The sequence below is a fragment of the Ensifer sp. YR511 genome (assembly GCF_900103045.1).
GTDB lineage: Bacteria > Pseudomonadota > Alphaproteobacteria > Rhizobiales > Rhizobiaceae > Ensifer > Ensifer adhaerens.
In genome coordinates this window covers 22742-39401 of the sequence record NZ_FNGR01000034.1, presented here as the reverse complement: position 1 = coordinate 39401, position 16660 = coordinate 22742, and the positions used below count along the sequence as shown (strand labels likewise).

The window sequence follows — 16660 nt, the reverse complement described above, 5'->3', positions numbered from 1 at the left end:
CATGGCAAATCAGTTTTTCAGCGTTATCTTGCGATCGATCTCGACGCTGGTCATCGTTCTCATCCTGTCATTCTTCATCACCCGGATCGCCTATCGCAACCCGGCTGCGATGCTTGCTCCGCGCAATGCAACGCAGGAGTCGATCGACGCCGTTGCGCGTGCGCTACGCCTAGATGAACCCTGGTATTTGCAGCTGTGGTATTATCTGTTCCGCGGTCCGGATATCCAGGGCGCACCGATGGGATTGATGCACTGGCCGCCGGCTCTTGGCTTTTCATTTCGCAAGCAGGCGCCTGTTACAGACCTTATTCTGGCAAAGGCGCCAGTGACCCTCTCTCTGGCACTTGGCGCTTTGGTGATCTGGATGACGATCGCAATCATTTCCGGGGTTGTAGCAGCACGCTGGCAAGGCAGGCTCATTGATCATGTGCTCGCCTTTCTCGCCTATGTCGGTCTTTCGGTTCCGACCTTCCTCAGCGGCATCCTGATCTCCTATTTCTTGTTCTTCCAACTGTCGAACTACGGCATATTCTGGTTCCCGAGCAGCGGCTATGTTCCGTTCAGCGACGACCCGCTGAACTGGGCGCGGCATCTGGCGCTTCCGTGGGCCACGCTCGCGATTGCCGAGATCGGGATTTTCCAGCGTATCGTCAGGGCCAGCATGCTCGATGTGCTGGGGCATGATTTCATCCGCACGGCACGCGCCAAGGGCGTTCCCGAACGTCGCATCTACTTCTCCCATGCTCTGAAATCGACACTGAATCCCATACTGACACTCGGCGGACTGGAACTCGCCGCGATTATGGGCGGCGCAATCGTGACCGAGACGATCTTCGGGCTGGATGGGGTCGGACGTATGGCGATCGCCGCCGCGCTGGAGGGTGATTTCCCCGTCGTCATCGGTACGACCATCTTTGCCGCCTCCGCCTTCATCATCACAACCCTTGCCGTCGATCTTGTCGCGCAGTGGCGCGATCCAGCCAACCGGAACTGACCAATTCACAATCCGATCATCCCTTTAGGGGCAGCAAACTCCAAGCATCCCTCGCGACCGCGATCGAACAAGCCCTGAAGACATCTGTCCCACAATTGTTGACGTTCCAGCATTCAGGAGAACAAAATGACCACACTGGACGCCCCGACTTCGCTGACCTACTTGCGGCCCGCTACAGCGAAAGAGGAAGCCCTCGTGGAGCGCTTTCAGCCGATTTTCGACCGAATTGCCGAGGGCAATGTCGAGCGTGAGCGCAATCGAACATTTCCTTTCGAGCAGGTACAATGGCTGAAAGACGCCGACTTCTCTCTGGTTCGTGTACCCGAGGCGTTTGGGGGGTGGGGCGCGTCGCTTGAACAGACCTACTATCTGCTGGCTTTGCTGGCGGAGGCTGACGCAAACGTTGCTCACGTATGGCGCAATCACCTGGCCTTCATCGAAGACCGTCTGAATGCGCGGCCGTCACCTGCCAACGACCGCTGGTTCCAGCGCTTCCGTGACCGTGAATTCGTCGGGGGTGGCTGGACGGAGGCCAACAACGGCACATACGCCAATATCAAGACGACGGTGAGCCGAGAAGGCGACCTCTACAAGGTCACCGGCGCGAAGTTCTATGCCACCGGCAGCCTCTATGCCGATTGGCTCGACGTGATAGGCAAGGGCGAAGACGGCTCGCTGATCACCACCTTGGTAAGCCGTCACCAGCCGGGTGTCGTGCTGACCGACGACTGGCCAGGCTTTGGCCAGAGCACCACCGCGAGCGGTAGTGCCACCTACCAGGACGCGGTCGCGCACGAGGGGGATGTCTTTCCTGCGAGCGAGCGTGTTGTGTACCAGGGGCATTTCTACCAAACGGCATTGCTTGCGGTTCTCACCGGCATCACGCGCGCGATCTTGCGCGATGGCATTATCGCACTCAAGGCTCGCGGTCGTAACTATCCGCAGGGTCTGAACCCCGTGCCGGCGCTCGACCCGCAACTGCTGCAGGTGATTGGTGAGGTATCGGTACGGGCCTTCTCGACAGAGGCGGCACTGCGCCGCGCCGCCAGCACCCTAGATCTCATCGCTGCCGCTCATGCGGACGGCGACGTAGCATTGCGCGACAAGCGCGTCGTCGATGGGGAAGTGGCTGTAGCGCAGGCGCAACTCGCGATCGTCGACGGTGTCCTCTATGCAGCCACGCATGTCTTCGGCGCTCTGGGCGCATCTGCGACCTCAGAGGAGACGGCGCTCGATCGCCATTGGCGCAACGCGCGCACGCTCGCGTCCCATAATCCGGTCGCCTACAAGGCTCGCATCCTCGGTGATTATCTCGTGAACGACAATTCGCCCGTGTCCAGCATTGCCCGGCTTGGCCGCGGCGGCCAAGGCAACTGAGGAGATCCCCGATGACGAGACCCTATCTTGCGCTTGGTCTTGCCGGACCGCACCTTGTGGAACTCACCACAAGGTGCGCCCATCTCTCGCGCTGGGACGCATTGCCCGTCAAGTTCAGTGTACTGGGAATTGACCGGGTTGATGGAAGCCTGCCCGCGCCGGTCACCCTTGCGGGTAGCGCAGTCGGCGCGACGCTGGCCAGTGCCACGAAGCATGGGCGCTTCCTCATTGCCGCGTCGCCGCATCGTGATCACCCCTACAACATCGCCCGCCGCGTCGCCTCGCTTGCACACCTGTCGGGTGGGCGTAGCGGGCTGCTGATCGGTGTGCGAGATGCCTATGCGCCTGAAGGTCCGGAGGAAGCTCCGGCCTGGGGGGGCGCCGGGCTCGGGGGTGGTGCACCGCTCAATGCTCAGACGGCTTACGACACTGCCCATGCGGTGCGCGCTCTTGAGCAGAGTTGGCCTTACGACACGATTATCGGCAACCGCGAGACCGGTATCCTCGTGGAGTCGAACCGTATCGTGCATGTGGATATCGACAACAGCTTCTCCATCGCGGGGCCGCTGAACGTGCCGGAGCCGGCGACTGGTGCGTCGGTGATCGCTGGGTATGCGGGGACGACGGCGGATGCCCCGCCGGCCGGTGACAGCGACCCCATCGAACTTGTTCTCGGCGCCGCTGGCTCCGTCCCTGTCGTCGCGCTGGGTGGCGAGCCGCCGGCCGGTGCACTGGCAGGTGTCGTGCTACGCGCGGGTCTTGAGCACTCAGTAGGTGACCTGCTCGACGCCGCAGAACGGTGGCTTGCCAATGGCTTTGCTCCCACCCCGCTCGGTGGGTCTCTGCGCGCCGCGCTCAATCTGCCTGCACCAGCGCCGCTGCCGTCCACGATGCGGGCCGCTTTCCCTTTGCCGCAACCGCACGTCTCTTTGTAGACAACAACGGAGACACTACCCATGACAAACAAGCGAACTGGCCACGTCCTCCTCGGAATCAACGCGCTGGTGCTGGGCTACCTTCCAGCGGCATGGAAGACGCCGCTTTTGAAAAAAGATGCCTTCGTCGACCCGGATTATTGGGCGAACCTTGGCAAGACTGCGGAGCGCGGTACTCTTGACGCCATCTTCCTGGCTGATGGTCCACTGCTGGGCGACCCAGCTTATGACGCCAATCCGATCCGCCTTGAACCGACGGTAAATTGGGGGCACGTCGCTGCCGCAACCTCAAGGGTGGGCCTGGTGGCCACGGCGTCATCCACCTTCAATGATCCCTTCGAACTTGCCGAGCGCTTCCTCTCGTTCGATCACCAAACAGGTGGTCGCGCGGCGTGGAATGTCGTCACCACTCGCGGCGTTTCCGCGGCGCGCAATTTTGGCATGCCCGATATCCCGCAACGAGACGACCGCTATGAACGCGCCAGCGAGTTCGTGGATGTGGTGCTGACGTTATGGGAATCGGCCGTCACCAGTCAAGATGTGCATCACCGGGGGGAGTTCTTCCATATTGACGGTCGTTTGCGCGTGCCGCCGTCGAAGCAAGGCCGTCCGATCCTCTTCCAGGCCGGCGGTTCACGGCAGGGGCGTGCACTGGCGGGGCGCGTGGCCGAGGGTGTCTTCGCTGCTGAACTGACCAAGCATCAAGCAATCGACCACTACCGACTGGTGAAAGACCTCGCACGTAGCAATGGCCGCTCGCCTGACGAGGTCAAGATCCTGCCAGGCCTGTTGCTCAGCCTGGGCAGTACCGAGGAAGAGGCGCGCCGCCGCAGCGATGAAATGCATGACGCGGGCCCGCCGTCATACTCTATCGGCTGGCTGTCACAGGCGATCGGTTTCGACGCCTCGAAACTCGACCTAGATGAACCGTTTCCCGAGGAGGTTCTCGGTCCTCTCGGGGACAGCCAGACTTTCCTTGGCAGTATCGGCTTTCGTGAATCGATCATTGCCCAGATCCGCAAGACCAACCCCACTGTGCGCGAATACCTTAAGCAGACGCGGTATACCGGGTCGGGCCATGCCGGATTTGTCGGAACGCCTGAGCAACTCGCCGATCACATTGAAGATTGGTTCCATTCCGGAGCCATCGACGGCTTCAATCTGCAGCCGGATCGCTTGATAGACGGGCTTGATGTAATCGTCGATGAGCTCGTGCCCATCCTGCGCAAGCGGGGCCTCTACCGTTATCAGTACGAGACGGAGACATTGCGCGAGCACTTCCAGGCAGCCTCGCCGACGCCATCATAAGCGCCATCTGCACGAGCTTTTTCAGCATAGGATACTGATTTTCAGCGCTTTATCCTGCAAACGCCTAGGTCACAATTGTGGTTTGCGGTGATGCGGTGACCGAAGCGACCGAGCTGTCAATGCCGCGTGTATTTTCCCCAGAAGCTGTCGAATGATCGAACCAGTCAAATCGCTTACGTCGATAAACTGAGCGTCTGACTAGGCCCAATCTCGCAGCCCACGCATCGAAAACCGGACAAGTTCAAGGGCAGAGCAAATCAGAGTGACCCAAAGGAGTATATTGCCGAAGCCCAAGGAAAAACGGGCGAACTGGTAATTCGGGAAATTGCTTCAGGCGACAGGGGCTCAAAGCTCTCGGACGTGCCTGAAGAAAAATTCGCGCGCTCTTTCTCGTGTTTCATTAATCAATCTTATCGGCACTTATCGGCACACCGACCGGCGGGCGATCGCGTCTCTCGCGCCGCCGATTGATTGCAACGATTTCCAAGCGGCGCACTTCGTCAAAGGCGAACAGGGCGATCCTGTTCGGCGCTGCCGTATCGGCCTCGCTCGGCGGATCGGACGGGAAAGCTACGTCAGACATCATGTTTACTCCGGCGCCCTGCGCTCAAAGGGCAGCGAAGGGCAGCTTGCGATTTCTACCAGTCGGCGTTGTATCCGCGGGTATCCAGATGAACAAAGCTGTCGTACACACCGATACCCCCCTCGAACATCTTTTCGTTGCGATAGCGGTACAAGACGGCAGCCCAGCTTGCCGGATTGCCCGGCCCCACAATCTTGAAGTCCGCGGCTCTGAACAGTTGGTGCTGGCTGTTCATCTTGGCCCCCGGCAATGTCGCATTGTATTCGGGGCTCCGATAGACGCTGGTCAGGATCACTGAGCGCCCCATTTCTTCACGCAGCCGATCGAGTACACGCGCCAACCGCAACACGTTTGGCCAGAGATGTCGTGGCGGATCCGTGTTCAGGTTGCTCTTGCTGTTCGTCCCCCCTTTGATCAGGAACTCGTGCCACTGAAAGTGCTTGACGTCGGGAAGGTTGGCTTCGAAGAAAGCCTTGAAGTCGATGTTGGGCGATACACTTCCGTCGATATTCGGCTTCTGCTTTTTCACCGACTCTTCCGCATCCGCCGCTCCCGATTCAATAACATCGGCCTCGCCTTCTTCCGACAGCTCCATCTGGAGCTGCACCGCACCGAGATCTGACAGCGCCTTTAAAAACGTCGCGGCGCCGCATTGTTTTGACGGCTGGTTCGGTAAGAATACCCCGTCACCTACAAACTTGCCTTTGACGTAGTTGGTCGTCATCGCCCACAAGTACGGCGTGGCGACGCGATGGGGTCGATAGCCGAATCCGTTCCACGCCTCCCACCGATAAAGCGCTCGAGCGAGAGACCAGTCCAAAAGACCGTGATATTTTTTCAGACGGAGTGCATCCTCCGCACTCTGTGCCCATGTGAACGGCGGGGCACCCGTCTTCGGGTGTTTTGCCGGGACACGGAAAGTTCGATCGGAGAGCGGATCGCCATTGTGAAGGTGTGTCGTAAAATTAAACGACGATTCAAGGAGATGGATGCCGGCGATGAACCACCATGGCACCTGAATGGGGTCCCCGACGGTCTGATAGCGTCGCTGGTTGCCAACGGCGATCGCGGCAATCTTTCTGGCGGAGCGTTCAGCCGATTGGTCGGTATATTCAGCAGACCTGAAGAGCGCGACGTATTCATCCGCCAGGTCGGCGTAGCTGTTCGAGACGGCGGGGGGGCTGAAGGCCGGCTGCTGTTTAGGGGCAGGAGCGGGGGGAACCGGCATCATGATTCCGGATGGAGGAACGACCTTCTCGTCGTCGACGGACCTTTCCAGTTCCTCCTTCGAACTCCACGTCGTTCTCATCCCCTCCTGATCATGCACCAGACGAGTGACCTCGCCCAAACGCGGAGCAAGAAGAGACAATCTTGCCCGGGCAGTGTCTGACCCGATCTGTTCGATTGCCAGCGAAAGCTTGCTGGAAAGATCGAGCATTTGAAGCGTGCGCTTCCTGAAATCAGCGTCGGCAAGCTCCTCTGCCTGTTTGACCGCTGCGAGGGCAAGCGGCTTCAACAGCTCCCTGTCCTTGGCGCTCTCTGCGGCCGCGTATTCCTCGAACAGTTGATTTGCAAGAATGCTAACTTGGCTCAGCATGAACGGCCCTCTCTGTTATCTGACACTCTTGAGCTCACGCGTCGCCGACCATAAGGCGTCAGCCTTTGCCTGCATTTGAGAAGCCTCGCGCACGAATGCGGTCAGATCCTCAGGCCGCGTCGTTCTCGACTTCGCTGTGCGTACAAGTCGTGCATGCAGGACTTTCGTCTTTTTCAAGAACCGGACGTAGCTTGAAAGGGCACTGTGAAACGCGGCGTGCCTTTGGTCCAAGAGGTCACGGCTGAAAACGGAACTTTCCAACGCCTCGCGCTGCGTTGCATGATAATAGAGGGTGTACACGTCAGCCGTATCGGCAATGAGGACGTCGATCATCGTGGCGATCGTTGTTTCCATGGCGATCAGGGATCGTCTTACCTCCTCGGCCGATTGAACACGTCGCAGTTGGGCGGCCATATCGGCGACTGCCCCGAGAAAGGGGCCAGAGAGGGCCGCAACGGCAAGTTTGTCGGGGCGTGATCCTGGGACCGTCGCAATTTCGAGCGCAAGCCCGCCCATCTCAACGATCGTCTTGCGCAGTTGATCGGCTTCTTTACCTTCGCTAAGCTCGGTCAAAACCAGCGAATACTCGAGCACGAGCCTGAGCATGATGCGCCGAACCGTCACATGTGGCGACTCAGGCGGCCCTGACCCGTTTTCCGTAATGAAAGTGGGATCGAAACACATCGGCGCGCGCGCCGTCTTTACGTGGCAGCTTTGTGGGCCTTTGCTGCTATATGCTGCGGACAATTCGTCATAGATCAGGTCACCGGCCTTCTGGGCCTCCATGACCGCGACTTGCATGCCCTTAATGTCATCGATTGGTATCCTGCCCGCACAGGATGCGAGCAGAAAAACCATAAGGATCACGCTGCATCCGCTATGCAGCACCCAGGCAAGACCTCTCATGAGACGTCTCGCGCGAGCGAAAAGCCCAAGGCGATTAGACTCATGCTCATTTCCCGGCTCCCCGTTCCGGTACATTCAATTGGTCGGGGACCCCCAGAGCTTGCTTGATCGAATCGAGGATCCGGAACAGAATCTCCGTCGAGTAACCGATGACGAATGAGGCGGCTGCCGGCGATATTTTTGCAAAGACGCCGGAGGTATCCTGACCCGAAAGCCAACCAATGACGGCTCCCGCGATCACGGCAAGAATGATCGATGGCCAATAGGTCTCAGCTCTTCTCGGAGAAAGCGAGACGCTTTCCATACGTCGTTGAGCGTCACGCAAAATAGAGACCACAGCCCCCAACAAGGACGCGATCGCGGGCAGGATATAGGCTGATATCGTGTGGTTGATGTAGCGCTGCCAATTGAGCGGCATGAGCCCGAAAACACTATATTCGCCGGTAGCCCCTACCAGGGTCTCTGTTAGCGCCACCGATGACGCCAGGACTGGATCGCCGGTCTCGTTTTTCGGCTTAGAAATACTGCTTTCTAAATCGCCGACTTGCCTGCGGCTATCGCGGCCCAACCCGAACGTCGTATACTCCAGGACCTGGAAACTGTGCGTGATCTCGCGATCGATGGCGCTCACTGCCGCGAGTTTGAGGTCCTCAAGGACAGACAACGACATCGGTGAAGACGGCTCATCCGCGGCGATGTCCGCCGGCTGGTCCGCCTGCCTGGTGACGGCCTCCGCCCCTTGAGGAGTGGGGTCCGGGGCTGGCGTAACACGGACCGCTTGTGAGGCGACGCGTTCAAGCCGCGTCCCACGGTAGTTGTTCGTCAAAATATCGGTGAGTTCACCGATCCGCGCGGTGGTGTCGGTGACGATCCGCTCTGTGAAAGACACATAGAGGCCGAGCAGCAAAGTGAAGCTGAACCCGATGACGCCAGTTATCCATATTGGCCGTATGAGTTTGTCGTTGGACGAGCGTCCTTCCTTCACTCCATCGATGACTTGTCCGTAATAGCTATTCCTAATGCTGTCCGGGGTTGCCGGTTTGGCGAGCGCGGTGAGCTCGGACAACACGGTCCACAACTTCGCCCGCTCCGTGTAGGTGGGATGTCTCTTCTGATCGAGAATACGATCGGGTAGTTCCGCATATGTTTCTACAGGCTCAGTAAGCTCATCCTCCGACAGCTTGGCTTCGCGTGCGAGGTAAGAGTATAGAATTCGTACGTCGTCGGCTGCCCTCTTGAGTTCCGGGTTTATCGGGGGCGGAGGCGTCACCGCTGGCTCGAGCGGCGCTGCATCGGCTACGGGATCGACCTTTGACGCGTTGCCTGGCGCTGGATCGGACAAAACATCTTTCGGCGCGTTCTGCGCGTCGGCGGCGCTTTTTCCTTGCTGCGAAGGTTCCTCGGCAGCGGGATTTTGCGCATGATCCGGCTGAGGCTCCGCCGCGGCCGGATTTGCGAGATCGTTCTTCGGATGTGGATTGTTCTCGTTCATGTTTAGATCGCTCATCGACGTTTGACAGAGAAGGAAAGCGCACAGGCACCCTGCCGAAAGCAAATTTTCTTGCCGCCATAGGTGAGCTCAAGCAGGTAAGTTCCAGGCACGGAAAAAGCCCCTGCATCGGCAAACAGCCGCCAGTCAAAGTAGCCGCTGTTTCCGGGAAGGGCGGCCTCCTGACGTATGCTCGTCAGATCAATTCTGCTTCGGCGCAGCCGCAGTCGTCGGGTATTCTCGGCTGATCCGCCAACCTGGTGGAGGCGAACTCCAAAGTCATTCCGCCCATGGGCTGTTTGCGCAAACTGCGCGGTCCCCTCTATGCGAAACCAGAAGTAGACCCGCTCGCCGGCAGCAAAACTGAACAATCGACCAATGTCGGTTGCCGGACACGCCGTAAACTCCTTGTTTATCGCAACCTCGGTAACAGCGAGTGCGTTGCCCTTGGCAACGCGACTAACTGCGTTTGGGGCGCACTCTTCGGCAAAAACAACGGAGTGTCCGAGCAATAATTGCGACAATAGCGATGCGCCAAGAACAAGCCGCATAGTGATATTTCTACTAAGCATCCCCAACGAAGCGCTGGCTATGCGCCTCCCCCATAATAAATCAGTCAATGCAGTTTATTCTCGCGCAAGAAATTCACGCGAATGCAATACAAACAAAACCCATTCTCGAAAACGGGCCCAGAGTTACATCAAAACTTCTATTCCGACTATTGCCCCTAAAATAATACTATCGGCGAATCTTATAAATGCAATCACAAATTTAAGCGCCTCTAAATTTCCATCGCTTGTACCAGGAGCGCAGTCCGACGGCCGAGATGATGAGCCACCAAGGTCGAACGCCCGGAGCAGTGATAGGAGAGGGTGGAAGCTCTGATGCTTAAAAGCCGGGGCCATGTTACCCACGTCGACGGATCCAAGTCCCGACGCAGCGAGCGTGGCCCGATCTTGAGTTGCGATCAGGCATATGACGGGCCTTCTCTGGGGGTTCCGACGTTGCGCGAAAGCTCTCGTTCTGGAGAACCTAATTGAAGTGCATAATGCCGGTTTTGAAGGGTACGGGATCACTCGGCTTCCTGCAAATGTGAGGCAAAGAACTCTGACGGGATTTTGTAGCAGAGGCACTTTCGCGGCTGGTTGTTGAGGTCGCGTGCCAGTCGATTGAGCGCGTGCTGCGGTATGGCCGCGAGGCCGGTATTGCCTGGCATAAACGGCGGAAACGCGTTGGTGTTTTCCACGGCACCTTTCTGCCACGGTGCGCTGGGGTCGCACGCGTCGTCTTCGAAATGGGCCCACTGGCGACGTGGTTCTTTCATGCGCTAACAGCCGAGGGAGTTCCGGCGATCTGCTCGCGGCACGCGCAAAAGGTGTTGAACGAGACACTCAACAAGACTGATGCCAATGATGCGGGTGGCTTGGCTCAGCTCGCCGAGCAGCCGGCTTCTTCAAATCGGTTCGCGTCAAGTCGGCTGACTCTATGCTGACCCGCGCGTTGGTGGCGGCCCGTATCAGCTCCTGAACCTCTCAACCCAACTTGGCAATCAGATCCGCGGTGTCATGAAGACGTTCGGCCTTATCGTGCCCAAGGGCACAGGTCGGTACCCATCGGCCAGCGCCAGCGCATAATGAAGGCCTGACAGACAATCACTCTCAGCGCGTCATCTTCTGACGCGACGAGGTGTCCCTGTCGTGGACGTAGGTCCAGGTCATTCCGTGCAGCTGGCCGCAGCCCCCGAAGACTGCCCGCAAAACATAGGAAGACCTTTGCCTGCGAAGACCATCATGCGGCGGTCTTGTCCCGACCGCGGAGACAAACCCTGTTCCCGCAGCGCCATTTCCTTTTAATCACCGATTAGTTCGTCCAGGATTCGGATAGGAAACCAGTCGTCGTTGCCAAGGATGAGACTGGACCAGCCCCCCCGTAACGTCGCCGAAACTAGCTCGACCGCCTCGCGACTCATGGGGCCACGGTCCGATCATCACCCAAGAACACGACCCGGTACGATGCCCGCTGCCGCGCCGCGAGGTAAGCTATCACTGTCAGCATCGTTTCGAGGAGATCGGCGCGCCCGTGTACGTCGCCGACAGCAAAACGCATATATGCCTCAGGTTTTCCGGCAAAGGACCGTGAAAACATTAGGAAAAAGTTTCTCACCAGCATCACGTTCCTTCTTCATCGGAGTCCGTCTGACTGTTTTTCGGCAGTCAAGGCGACAAAGACGCGAGTAAGTAGTTATTGCGAGGCGCCAGGAATCCCAATTGCGAAAACAGCACTTTTGAGCCTAAAGCAATTGTTCAAGAGACTGTGAGAACAAATTTTATAAAAAAGGGATGAAAAATGTTGGCTCCGGTCAGGTTGTGCAACTTGCCTTAATTGGCTTCGTCACAGAGACTACCGAGCCCTCCAAGGCTATGGCGAACCGAATGGTGACCACATGTCAGCGACCTTTGTCCATCTATCAGATATCCATTTCGGCCAGGACGTTGGCAAAAGCAGCCTGTACAGACACAAAGACATAAAGGAGCGCCTGATTGAGGACGTTGGAGGCTTCTTCCACGATTTCCCAGCCGGCTCGGCGACCGGGGTCCTGCTCGCCGGGGATCTGGCCTATAAGGGCAAACGTCAAGAATACGAGGAAGCAGGCGATTGGCTGGACCGCTTGACGGCGGCGGCCGGTTGCAAGCCGCATGCCGTGCAAATCATTCCCGGCAATCACGACATCGATCGTGATATGGCCTCAAAAGGCGTGGACCTGATCCTGGATCATCTTGCGACGTCTCAAGGCGAATTGAATGACTTCCTGTTGCACGAGATCGATAGGAAGCTTCTTTTTTGCCGGTTCGGCGCATACAGCGAGTTTGCGGAGGCGTATGACTGCTCCGTGGACGAGGCTGGTGGCCCTGTCGGGGTCTGGCGCGTGCCCGTCGGACCCGGAAGAACCCTAAAGATTCTAGGACTGAACAGCGCCATCTTGTGCCGACAGACGAACGAAAAAGGCGAGCTGTTATTGGGGCCAAACCAGACCGTTATCTCGCCGCCGCGACGCGGAGAATTCCTCGCGGTGATGATCCATCATCCATTGGACTGGATCAAGGATGGCGAAGAGGCCATGAAGTACATCCAGAATCGCGCCAACGTGCTTATCAGCGGTCACGAACATTCCAACCGGTGCGGGATGGACAAGCAGGTTCTGACCATCGATGCCGGAGCTGTCATCCCGCCGATGAGCAAGGGCACCCCCCTGAAAAAAGCCAAGTTCGGTTACAGTTACAATATTATAGAATTTGCCAGTGAAGGTGCGGAAGAAGTGCTCTCCGTCACGATCCATACGCGGCGCTGGTCGGACACCGAGAAAAAGTTTGTCTCGGCCAAAGAACTGAAGAGGTTTGAACTCCCGGCAAGACCGTCGCCGCAGGAGTACTCCTTGAGGGGGCACAAGTCGGAAACGAATCTCATTGGCGACGAGATCGCGCCCATCCTCTACGATTTTTTCCGGAAACTCAAAGCACCGCAGCGTACTTCCCTGCTCAATATGTTCGGAGTACTTCCAGCCCAGCGCTCCACAAGAAACGATCGCACGGCCCTGGACGAGGCGCTTCGGACTGAGGGAGCAACTTGCATTTGCTCGATGATAGAAAAGTTGAAGCGAGGGGAGGTTGTGGGCAACTCGGGCCCGAGGGAGCGGCACATCCCCAGTCAAGCCACAGGAAGGTCGACGCGAGGCCGTCGCCGAAGCAAAAGGAAACAGTCGCCGACCAACGAGTTGATAGACGATGCCAGCGGTTAATCTCACTTGCTCGCGGGGAAAATGGACGCACTAGGTTCACAGGGAAACTTGCGCCGCGGTTAACTTCTCCGTCTATTCTACATAGGCTGCACTGGCTTGATCACCGTTGACCATGGAAGGGTTACGGTAGCGCCAGCGTCCTGTCGCGATGCCCGTTCTCCGCGAATTTGGTAACAGGCACTTAATCCTACGTTGGTAGTACTTTCGCCGCGCAAACAGAATGGAAACGCGACGATGCTCACCTACGAATTGGCAGAAGAATGCACTGCCGAATACCATCGCTCTTTTGATAGGCTGTTGAAACTGGTCCTTCGCATTGTCGAGAAGCTCGAGGCGGAGCTAAAGGAACGGAAGATCATGGCTCGTGTATCGGGCCGTGTCAAAGGACGAGAGAGCCTCCGCTCCAAGCTGCTGAAGTGGGTAGAAGAGCCTGAGAAGGCCAAGCTGTTCTCGGATCCCCGTGACGTTTTCAAACATGTCGGCGACCTCGCTGCTGTTAGGGTAATGACGTACGTCGAGCAGGACAGAGATCGCGTTGCCAGCATCGTTCGAGAAATCTTCGCCCACCGTAGTGGGAGGGAAGACTTCGAATATGAAATCAAGGAGCAAAGCCTTCGCGTGAAGTCTGACGACGCGAATTACTACCGCGCGAGCCACATGCAGATTTGCCTAAGGCAATCAGACCTGACTGGCACCAGCGAGAACCTCGGCGACGATCATTGCGAGTTGCAGATAACCAGCATGTTGGCGCATGTGTGGAATGAGATCGAACACGATATTGTTTACAAGGGCGACAAGGCGCAGCTTTCTGTCGACGAGGCGTCTGCACTGGAGTCACTGGGCCTGCTTACGAAGACCGGGGACAACATCATCGTGAACCTGATGAACGCGAACGCCCGCCGGGAAATGGAGCTTCAAAAGAAGTCGGTGAACGCGAGCAAAGAGATTGTTAGTGCGGAGGCACTTTCATCCTTTTTGGAAGAGCACTATGGAGCAAAGTTGTTTTCCCATAGTCAGCCAATCGACTACCGAAAGCATATCGAACCTTTGTTCTTAGCCCTTCGGTATCTAGGCTTATTTCATCCCAATGACATCATGGCCGCGATAACGCCTTCGGTCTTATACGAAACGAGGAAGACAGAATGGCCGCTGTTCAAAAAGTTCCTGCACAAGAACGGGCATGAAAAGCCGATGCCGAACATCAATAGCTGCGACCTGTTTCTACTTGCCCTGATTTCTCGGCATTCGGCGAAACTAGCAACCTTCCCTCGTACTGGGATGGGGCCCAGACCCCGACAACTCGCTTTCGCTCAAAGGTGGGAGACTTTTTTGAGTTCTCGCCAATAACCGACCACTTCGGTCGATCAGCGGGTTGCTGCCGCAAGATTCCAGTGAGAAATCAACCGGTGTGGTCCGCAAAACAAGCTGGCGGGAGTTCGAACTGTTTTAAGAGCAGGAGCATTCAACGTCTGAATGCTTTCTTGGCGAGGTGACGAACGCAGGGACTTGCTCCAGTTCACGCGAACCATTATCAGAAGACCATGCCCCTCCGGTTCACGTTCCGACAGCTCGAATACTTCTTGGCCGTAGGCGAAGCCGGGTCAATCGCGAAGGCGGCGGACCAGGTAAACGTATCTCCGCCTTCCATATCGGCATCGATCGTTCAGCTGGAAACGGAATTCGGCCTGCAGCTCTTCGTGCGCAAGCACTCGCAGGGTCTGTCGCTGACCCCGGGCGGCCGAGTTTTCATGAACGAGGTTGCCAAGCTGCTGGCTTCTGCGGATGCGCTGCACGATTTGGCGGGCAATATCAGTGAGAAGGTCCGGGGTCCGCTGTCCATCGGCTGCCTCATGACCTTTGCCCAACTCGTCATGTCGCCGCTTCGGAGAAAGTTCGAGAGTGCCTATCCCGAGGTGCGCGTCAGGCAGTGCGAACGCAATCAGGGTCAACTTTTCCAAATGCTTCGGCGAGGCGAAATCGACGTCGCCCTGACGTATGATCTCGAGCTGACGCAGGAAATGTCCTTCGAGTCCCTGATGAAGGTTCCAGCCTACGCCATGCTTCCCCATGGTCACAAGTTCGCAGACAAGCCTGTGATCACGACAGAGGAACTGGCGGACGAGCCGATGGTGCTTCTCGATCTGCCCTATAGCCGCGAGTATTTCCTCTCCGCTTTCCAGAACAAGGGATTGCGCCCCCATATCGCAGAAAGAACCAGCGACATCGCGATGATGCGGTCCATGGTGGGTAATGGTTTCGGCTATGGTATTGCCAATATGCGCCCGCTGAACGCCCTGTCCCCGGACGGAAAGCCGTTGGTCTTCGTCCCCCTCACCAGCGATTTCCGCGCCTTGACCATGGGGCTAGCACTGCCGGCAAGTGATCATCGTACCCAGACGATCCAGGCCTTCATCGATTGCTGCAGGCTGTTCATCAAGGACCAGGGTGTGTTCGGTGCAGAACCCCTGACAGGCTGAGGCTGTCAGGGGTTCCCGTCTCGAGCGCTCGCAGGAGCTTGTCCAGCATGGCATCGCAGGCGCTGAGCTGATCGGCCAAGACATACTCGTCAGGCTTATGGCCTTGTGCCATCGAACCGGGGCCGCAGATGACGGTCGGAACGCGAAGCTTCTCGCAGAACAGCCCAGCTTCGGTTCCAAACGCCACCTTCATCGTGTCGTTGCGGCCTATAAGCGACTTCACGAAAGCAACGGATGGACAATCAGCAGGGTTATCGAGACCTGGATAGAAATTGAACACTTCGAAAGCGACGTCGGCTTCCGGTGCCTTGGCCTTCGCCTCCGCGATGATCTTACCGGCTGCTGTCTCGAGCCGCTTCAGGATCGCTTTGGGGTATTCGGCCGCCACGTTACGGATCTCGAAGTCGATGGTGCAGAGGTTTGGCACGATGTTGAGCGCAACGCCGCCATGCATCAAGCCCGCGTGAACCGTGGTATAAGGAATATCGTATCCTTCATCGGTGGCACCATGCTCCTGCAGCCACTCCTGCTCCCGCTGCAGCGCCCGAATGAAGTCGGCGCCGAGGTGGATTGCGTTGAGGGCGAGTGGTGCGAGGGCCGAGTGCGCTTCGCGCCCCTTGAAGACAGCGCGAACGGCCATCTTGCCTTTGTGCCCGATGGCGACCTGCATGTTCGTGGGCTCACCGACAATGCAGAGAAGCGGCCGTTGCTGCCTGGCGACCAGATCGTCTATGAGGCCGTGGACGCCGACGCAGCCGATTTCCTCGTCATAGGAAAGCGCGAGTTGAAGCGGTGTGACCAAGTTTGTCTTGGAGGCCCTGATAGCCATCGCCAATAGGCAGGCGACGAAACCCTTCATGTCCGCAGTGCCGCGACCATACAATTTGCCGTCGCGCTTCGTCATCGTGAAGGGAGGAAGGCTCCAATTCTGTCCATCCACCGGAACAACATCCGTATGTCCGGAAAGCATAACCCCCGGTCGATCGGTCGGCCCTGCCGTGGCAATCAGACTGGCTTTCGAGCCGTCTGGTGATGGAACGAGACGGCTTGCGATACCATGCTGCTGCAGTAGATCAGCAACATAGCTTATCAAGGCAAGATTGGAATCGCGGCTGACGGTTGGGAATTCGACCAGGCGCTCGAGTATCGAGATACTATCCATCGGACGACGCCGCTCCGCATTTGCGCGAGGGAGACC

At 57.7% G+C, this 16660-nt stretch carries 14 protein-coding genes and 1 pseudogene; 8 read left to right on the top strand and 7 right to left on the bottom strand.

Features of this window, described 5'->3' with window-relative positions; translation table 11 throughout:
- Window position 1: 1 nt before the first annotated feature.
- The 4 genes from BLU15_RS32540 (at window position 2) to BLU15_RS32525 (ending at window position 4614) form a co-directional block, all read left to right on the top strand.
- Window positions 2–994 carry an ABC transporter permease gene (locus BLU15_RS32540; protein ID WP_090301064.1) on the top strand — a complete coding sequence of 331 codons (993 nt, stop codon included), beginning with the start codon at window positions 2–4 and terminating at the stop codon, window positions 992–994.
- A 126-nt stretch (window positions 995–1120) separates the two neighbouring features.
- Window positions 1121–2371 (top strand): acyl-CoA dehydrogenase family protein, encoded by a 1251-nt coding sequence (locus tag BLU15_RS32535; protein WP_090301062.1) that lies wholly within the window; start codon window positions 1121–1123, stop codon window positions 2369–2371.
- A gap of 11 nt (window positions 2372–2382) precedes the next feature.
- Window positions 2383–3306: an LLM class oxidoreductase gene (locus BLU15_RS32530; RefSeq protein ID WP_090301060.1), complete on the top strand. Its 924-nt coding sequence runs from the start codon at window positions 2383–2385 to the stop codon at window positions 3304–3306.
- 21 nt (window positions 3307–3327) lie between these two features.
- On the top strand, window positions 3328–4614 hold the full coding sequence (locus BLU15_RS32525; RefSeq protein WP_090301058.1) for an LLM class flavin-dependent oxidoreductase: 1287 nt from the start codon (window positions 3328–3330) through the stop codon (window positions 4612–4614).
- Between the two features lie 400 nt (window positions 4615–5014).
- Here BLU15_RS32525 and BLU15_RS32520 read toward each other — a convergent pair whose 3' ends face one another.
- From BLU15_RS32520 to BLU15_RS39705, 6 genes are all read right to left on the bottom strand, one after another.
- Entirely contained in the window at window positions 5015–5197 is a 183-nt protein-coding gene (locus BLU15_RS32520; protein ID WP_176960424.1) for a hypothetical protein, read from the bottom strand.
- Window positions 5198–5252: 55 nt separating this feature from the next.
- Entirely contained in the window at window positions 5253–6794 is a 1542-nt protein-coding gene (locus BLU15_RS32515) for a D-Ala-D-Ala carboxypeptidase family metallohydrolase (protein ID WP_090301054.1), read from the bottom strand.
- 15 nt (window positions 6795–6809) lie between these two features.
- Window positions 6810–7700 carry a hypothetical protein gene (locus BLU15_RS32510; protein ID WP_090301052.1) on the bottom strand — a complete coding sequence of 297 codons (891 nt, stop codon included), beginning with the start codon at window positions 7698–7700 and terminating at the stop codon, window positions 6810–6812.
- A gap of 46 nt (window positions 7701–7746) precedes the next feature.
- Window positions 7747–9192: a hypothetical protein gene (locus tag BLU15_RS32505; RefSeq protein WP_143034310.1), complete on the bottom strand. Its 1446-nt coding sequence runs from the start codon at window positions 9190–9192 to the stop codon at window positions 7747–7749.
- 11 nt (window positions 9193–9203) lie between these two features.
- Window positions 9204–9740: a hypothetical protein gene (locus tag BLU15_RS32500; RefSeq protein ID WP_143034309.1), complete on the bottom strand. Its 537-nt coding sequence runs from the start codon at window positions 9738–9740 to the stop codon at window positions 9204–9206.
- A 521-nt stretch (window positions 9741–10261) separates the two neighbouring features.
- Complete coding sequence (locus tag BLU15_RS39705; protein ID WP_176960423.1) at window positions 10262–10513, bottom strand: IS30 family transposase; 252 nt, start codon at window positions 10511–10513, stop codon at window positions 10262–10264.
- Between BLU15_RS39705 and BLU15_RS40345 the strand changes: the two are divergent.
- From BLU15_RS40345 to BLU15_RS32475, 4 genes and pseudogenes are all read left to right on the top strand, one after another.
- A pseudogene (locus tag BLU15_RS40345) lies at window positions 10469–10793 on the top strand (transposase); the annotation flags it as partial. The gene BLU15_RS39705 and the pseudogene BLU15_RS40345 sit on opposite strands and share 45 nt — an antisense overlap.
- A gap of 839 nt (window positions 10794–11632) precedes the next feature.
- The gene (locus tag BLU15_RS32485; RefSeq protein WP_090301044.1) at window positions 11633–12985 is read left to right on the top strand and encodes a metallophosphoesterase family protein; all 1353 of its coding nucleotides are present in this window, start codon (window positions 11633–11635) and stop codon (window positions 12983–12985) included.
- Between the two features lie 234 nt (window positions 12986–13219).
- Window positions 13220–14332, top strand: coding sequence for a RelA/SpoT domain-containing protein (locus tag BLU15_RS32480; protein ID WP_090301042.1), 1113 nt, complete (start codon window positions 13220–13222; stop codon window positions 14330–14332).
- Between the two features lie 194 nt (window positions 14333–14526).
- Entirely contained in the window at window positions 14527–15462 is a 936-nt protein-coding gene (locus BLU15_RS32475) for a LysR substrate-binding domain-containing protein (RefSeq protein ID WP_090301040.1), read from the top strand.
- On the opposite strand, the gene argE is transcribed toward BLU15_RS32475, so the two are convergent.
- Complete coding sequence (gene argE, locus BLU15_RS32470) at window positions 15419–16624, bottom strand: acetylornithine deacetylase (protein ID WP_090301038.1); 1206 nt, start codon at window positions 16622–16624, stop codon at window positions 15419–15421. The genes BLU15_RS32475 and argE overlap by 44 nt on opposite strands.
- Between the last annotated feature and the right edge of the window lie 36 nt (window positions 16625–16660).

What these genes read in the sequence shown, in the direction of transcription:
- BLU15_RS32480 (WP_090301042.1), top strand. Translation starts at nt 13,220, where the DNA reads ATGCTCACCTACGAATTGGCAGAAGAATGCACTGCCGAATACCATCGC.
- BLU15_RS32520 (WP_176960424.1), bottom strand. Translation starts at nt 5,197, where the DNA reads ATGTCTGACGTAGCTTTCCCGTCCGATCCGCCGAGCGAGGCCGATACG.
- BLU15_RS32515 (WP_090301054.1), bottom strand. Translation starts at nt 6,794, where the DNA reads ATGCTGAGCCAAGTTAGCATTCTTGCAAATCAACTGTTCGAGGAATAC.
- BLU15_RS32500 (WP_143034309.1), bottom strand. Translation starts at nt 9,740, where the DNA reads ATGCGGCTTGTTCTTGGCGCATCGCTATTGTCGCAATTATTGCTCGGA.
- BLU15_RS32535 (WP_090301062.1), top strand. Translation starts at nt 1,121, where the DNA reads ATGACCACACTGGACGCCCCGACTTCGCTGACCTACTTGCGGCCCGCT.
- BLU15_RS32510 (WP_090301052.1), bottom strand. Translation starts at nt 7,700, where the DNA reads ATGAGAGGTCTTGCCTGGGTGCTGCATAGCGGATGCAGCGTGATCCTT.
- argE (WP_090301038.1), bottom strand. Translation starts at nt 16,624, where the DNA reads ATGGATAGTATCTCGATACTCGAGCGCCTGGTCGAATTCCCAACCGTC.
- BLU15_RS32485 (WP_090301044.1), top strand. Translation starts at nt 11,633, where the DNA reads ATGTCAGCGACCTTTGTCCATCTATCAGATATCCATTTCGGCCAGGAC.
- BLU15_RS32475 (WP_090301040.1), top strand. Translation starts at nt 14,527, where the DNA reads ATGCCCCTCCGGTTCACGTTCCGACAGCTCGAATACTTCTTGGCCGTA.
- BLU15_RS32540 (WP_090301064.1), top strand. Translation starts at nt 2, where the DNA reads ATGGCAAATCAGTTTTTCAGCGTTATCTTGCGATCGATCTCGACGCTG.
- BLU15_RS39705 (WP_176960423.1), bottom strand. Translation starts at nt 10,513, where the DNA reads ATGAAAGAACCACGTCGCCAGTGGGCCCATTTCGAAGACGACGCGTGC.
- BLU15_RS32505 (WP_143034310.1), bottom strand. Translation starts at nt 9,192, where the DNA reads ATGAACGAGAACAATCCACATCCGAAGAACGATCTCGCAAATCCGGCC.
- BLU15_RS32525 (WP_090301058.1), top strand. Translation starts at nt 3,328, where the DNA reads ATGACAAACAAGCGAACTGGCCACGTCCTCCTCGGAATCAACGCGCTG.
- BLU15_RS32530 (WP_090301060.1), top strand. Translation starts at nt 2,383, where the DNA reads ATGACGAGACCCTATCTTGCGCTTGGTCTTGCCGGACCGCACCTTGTG.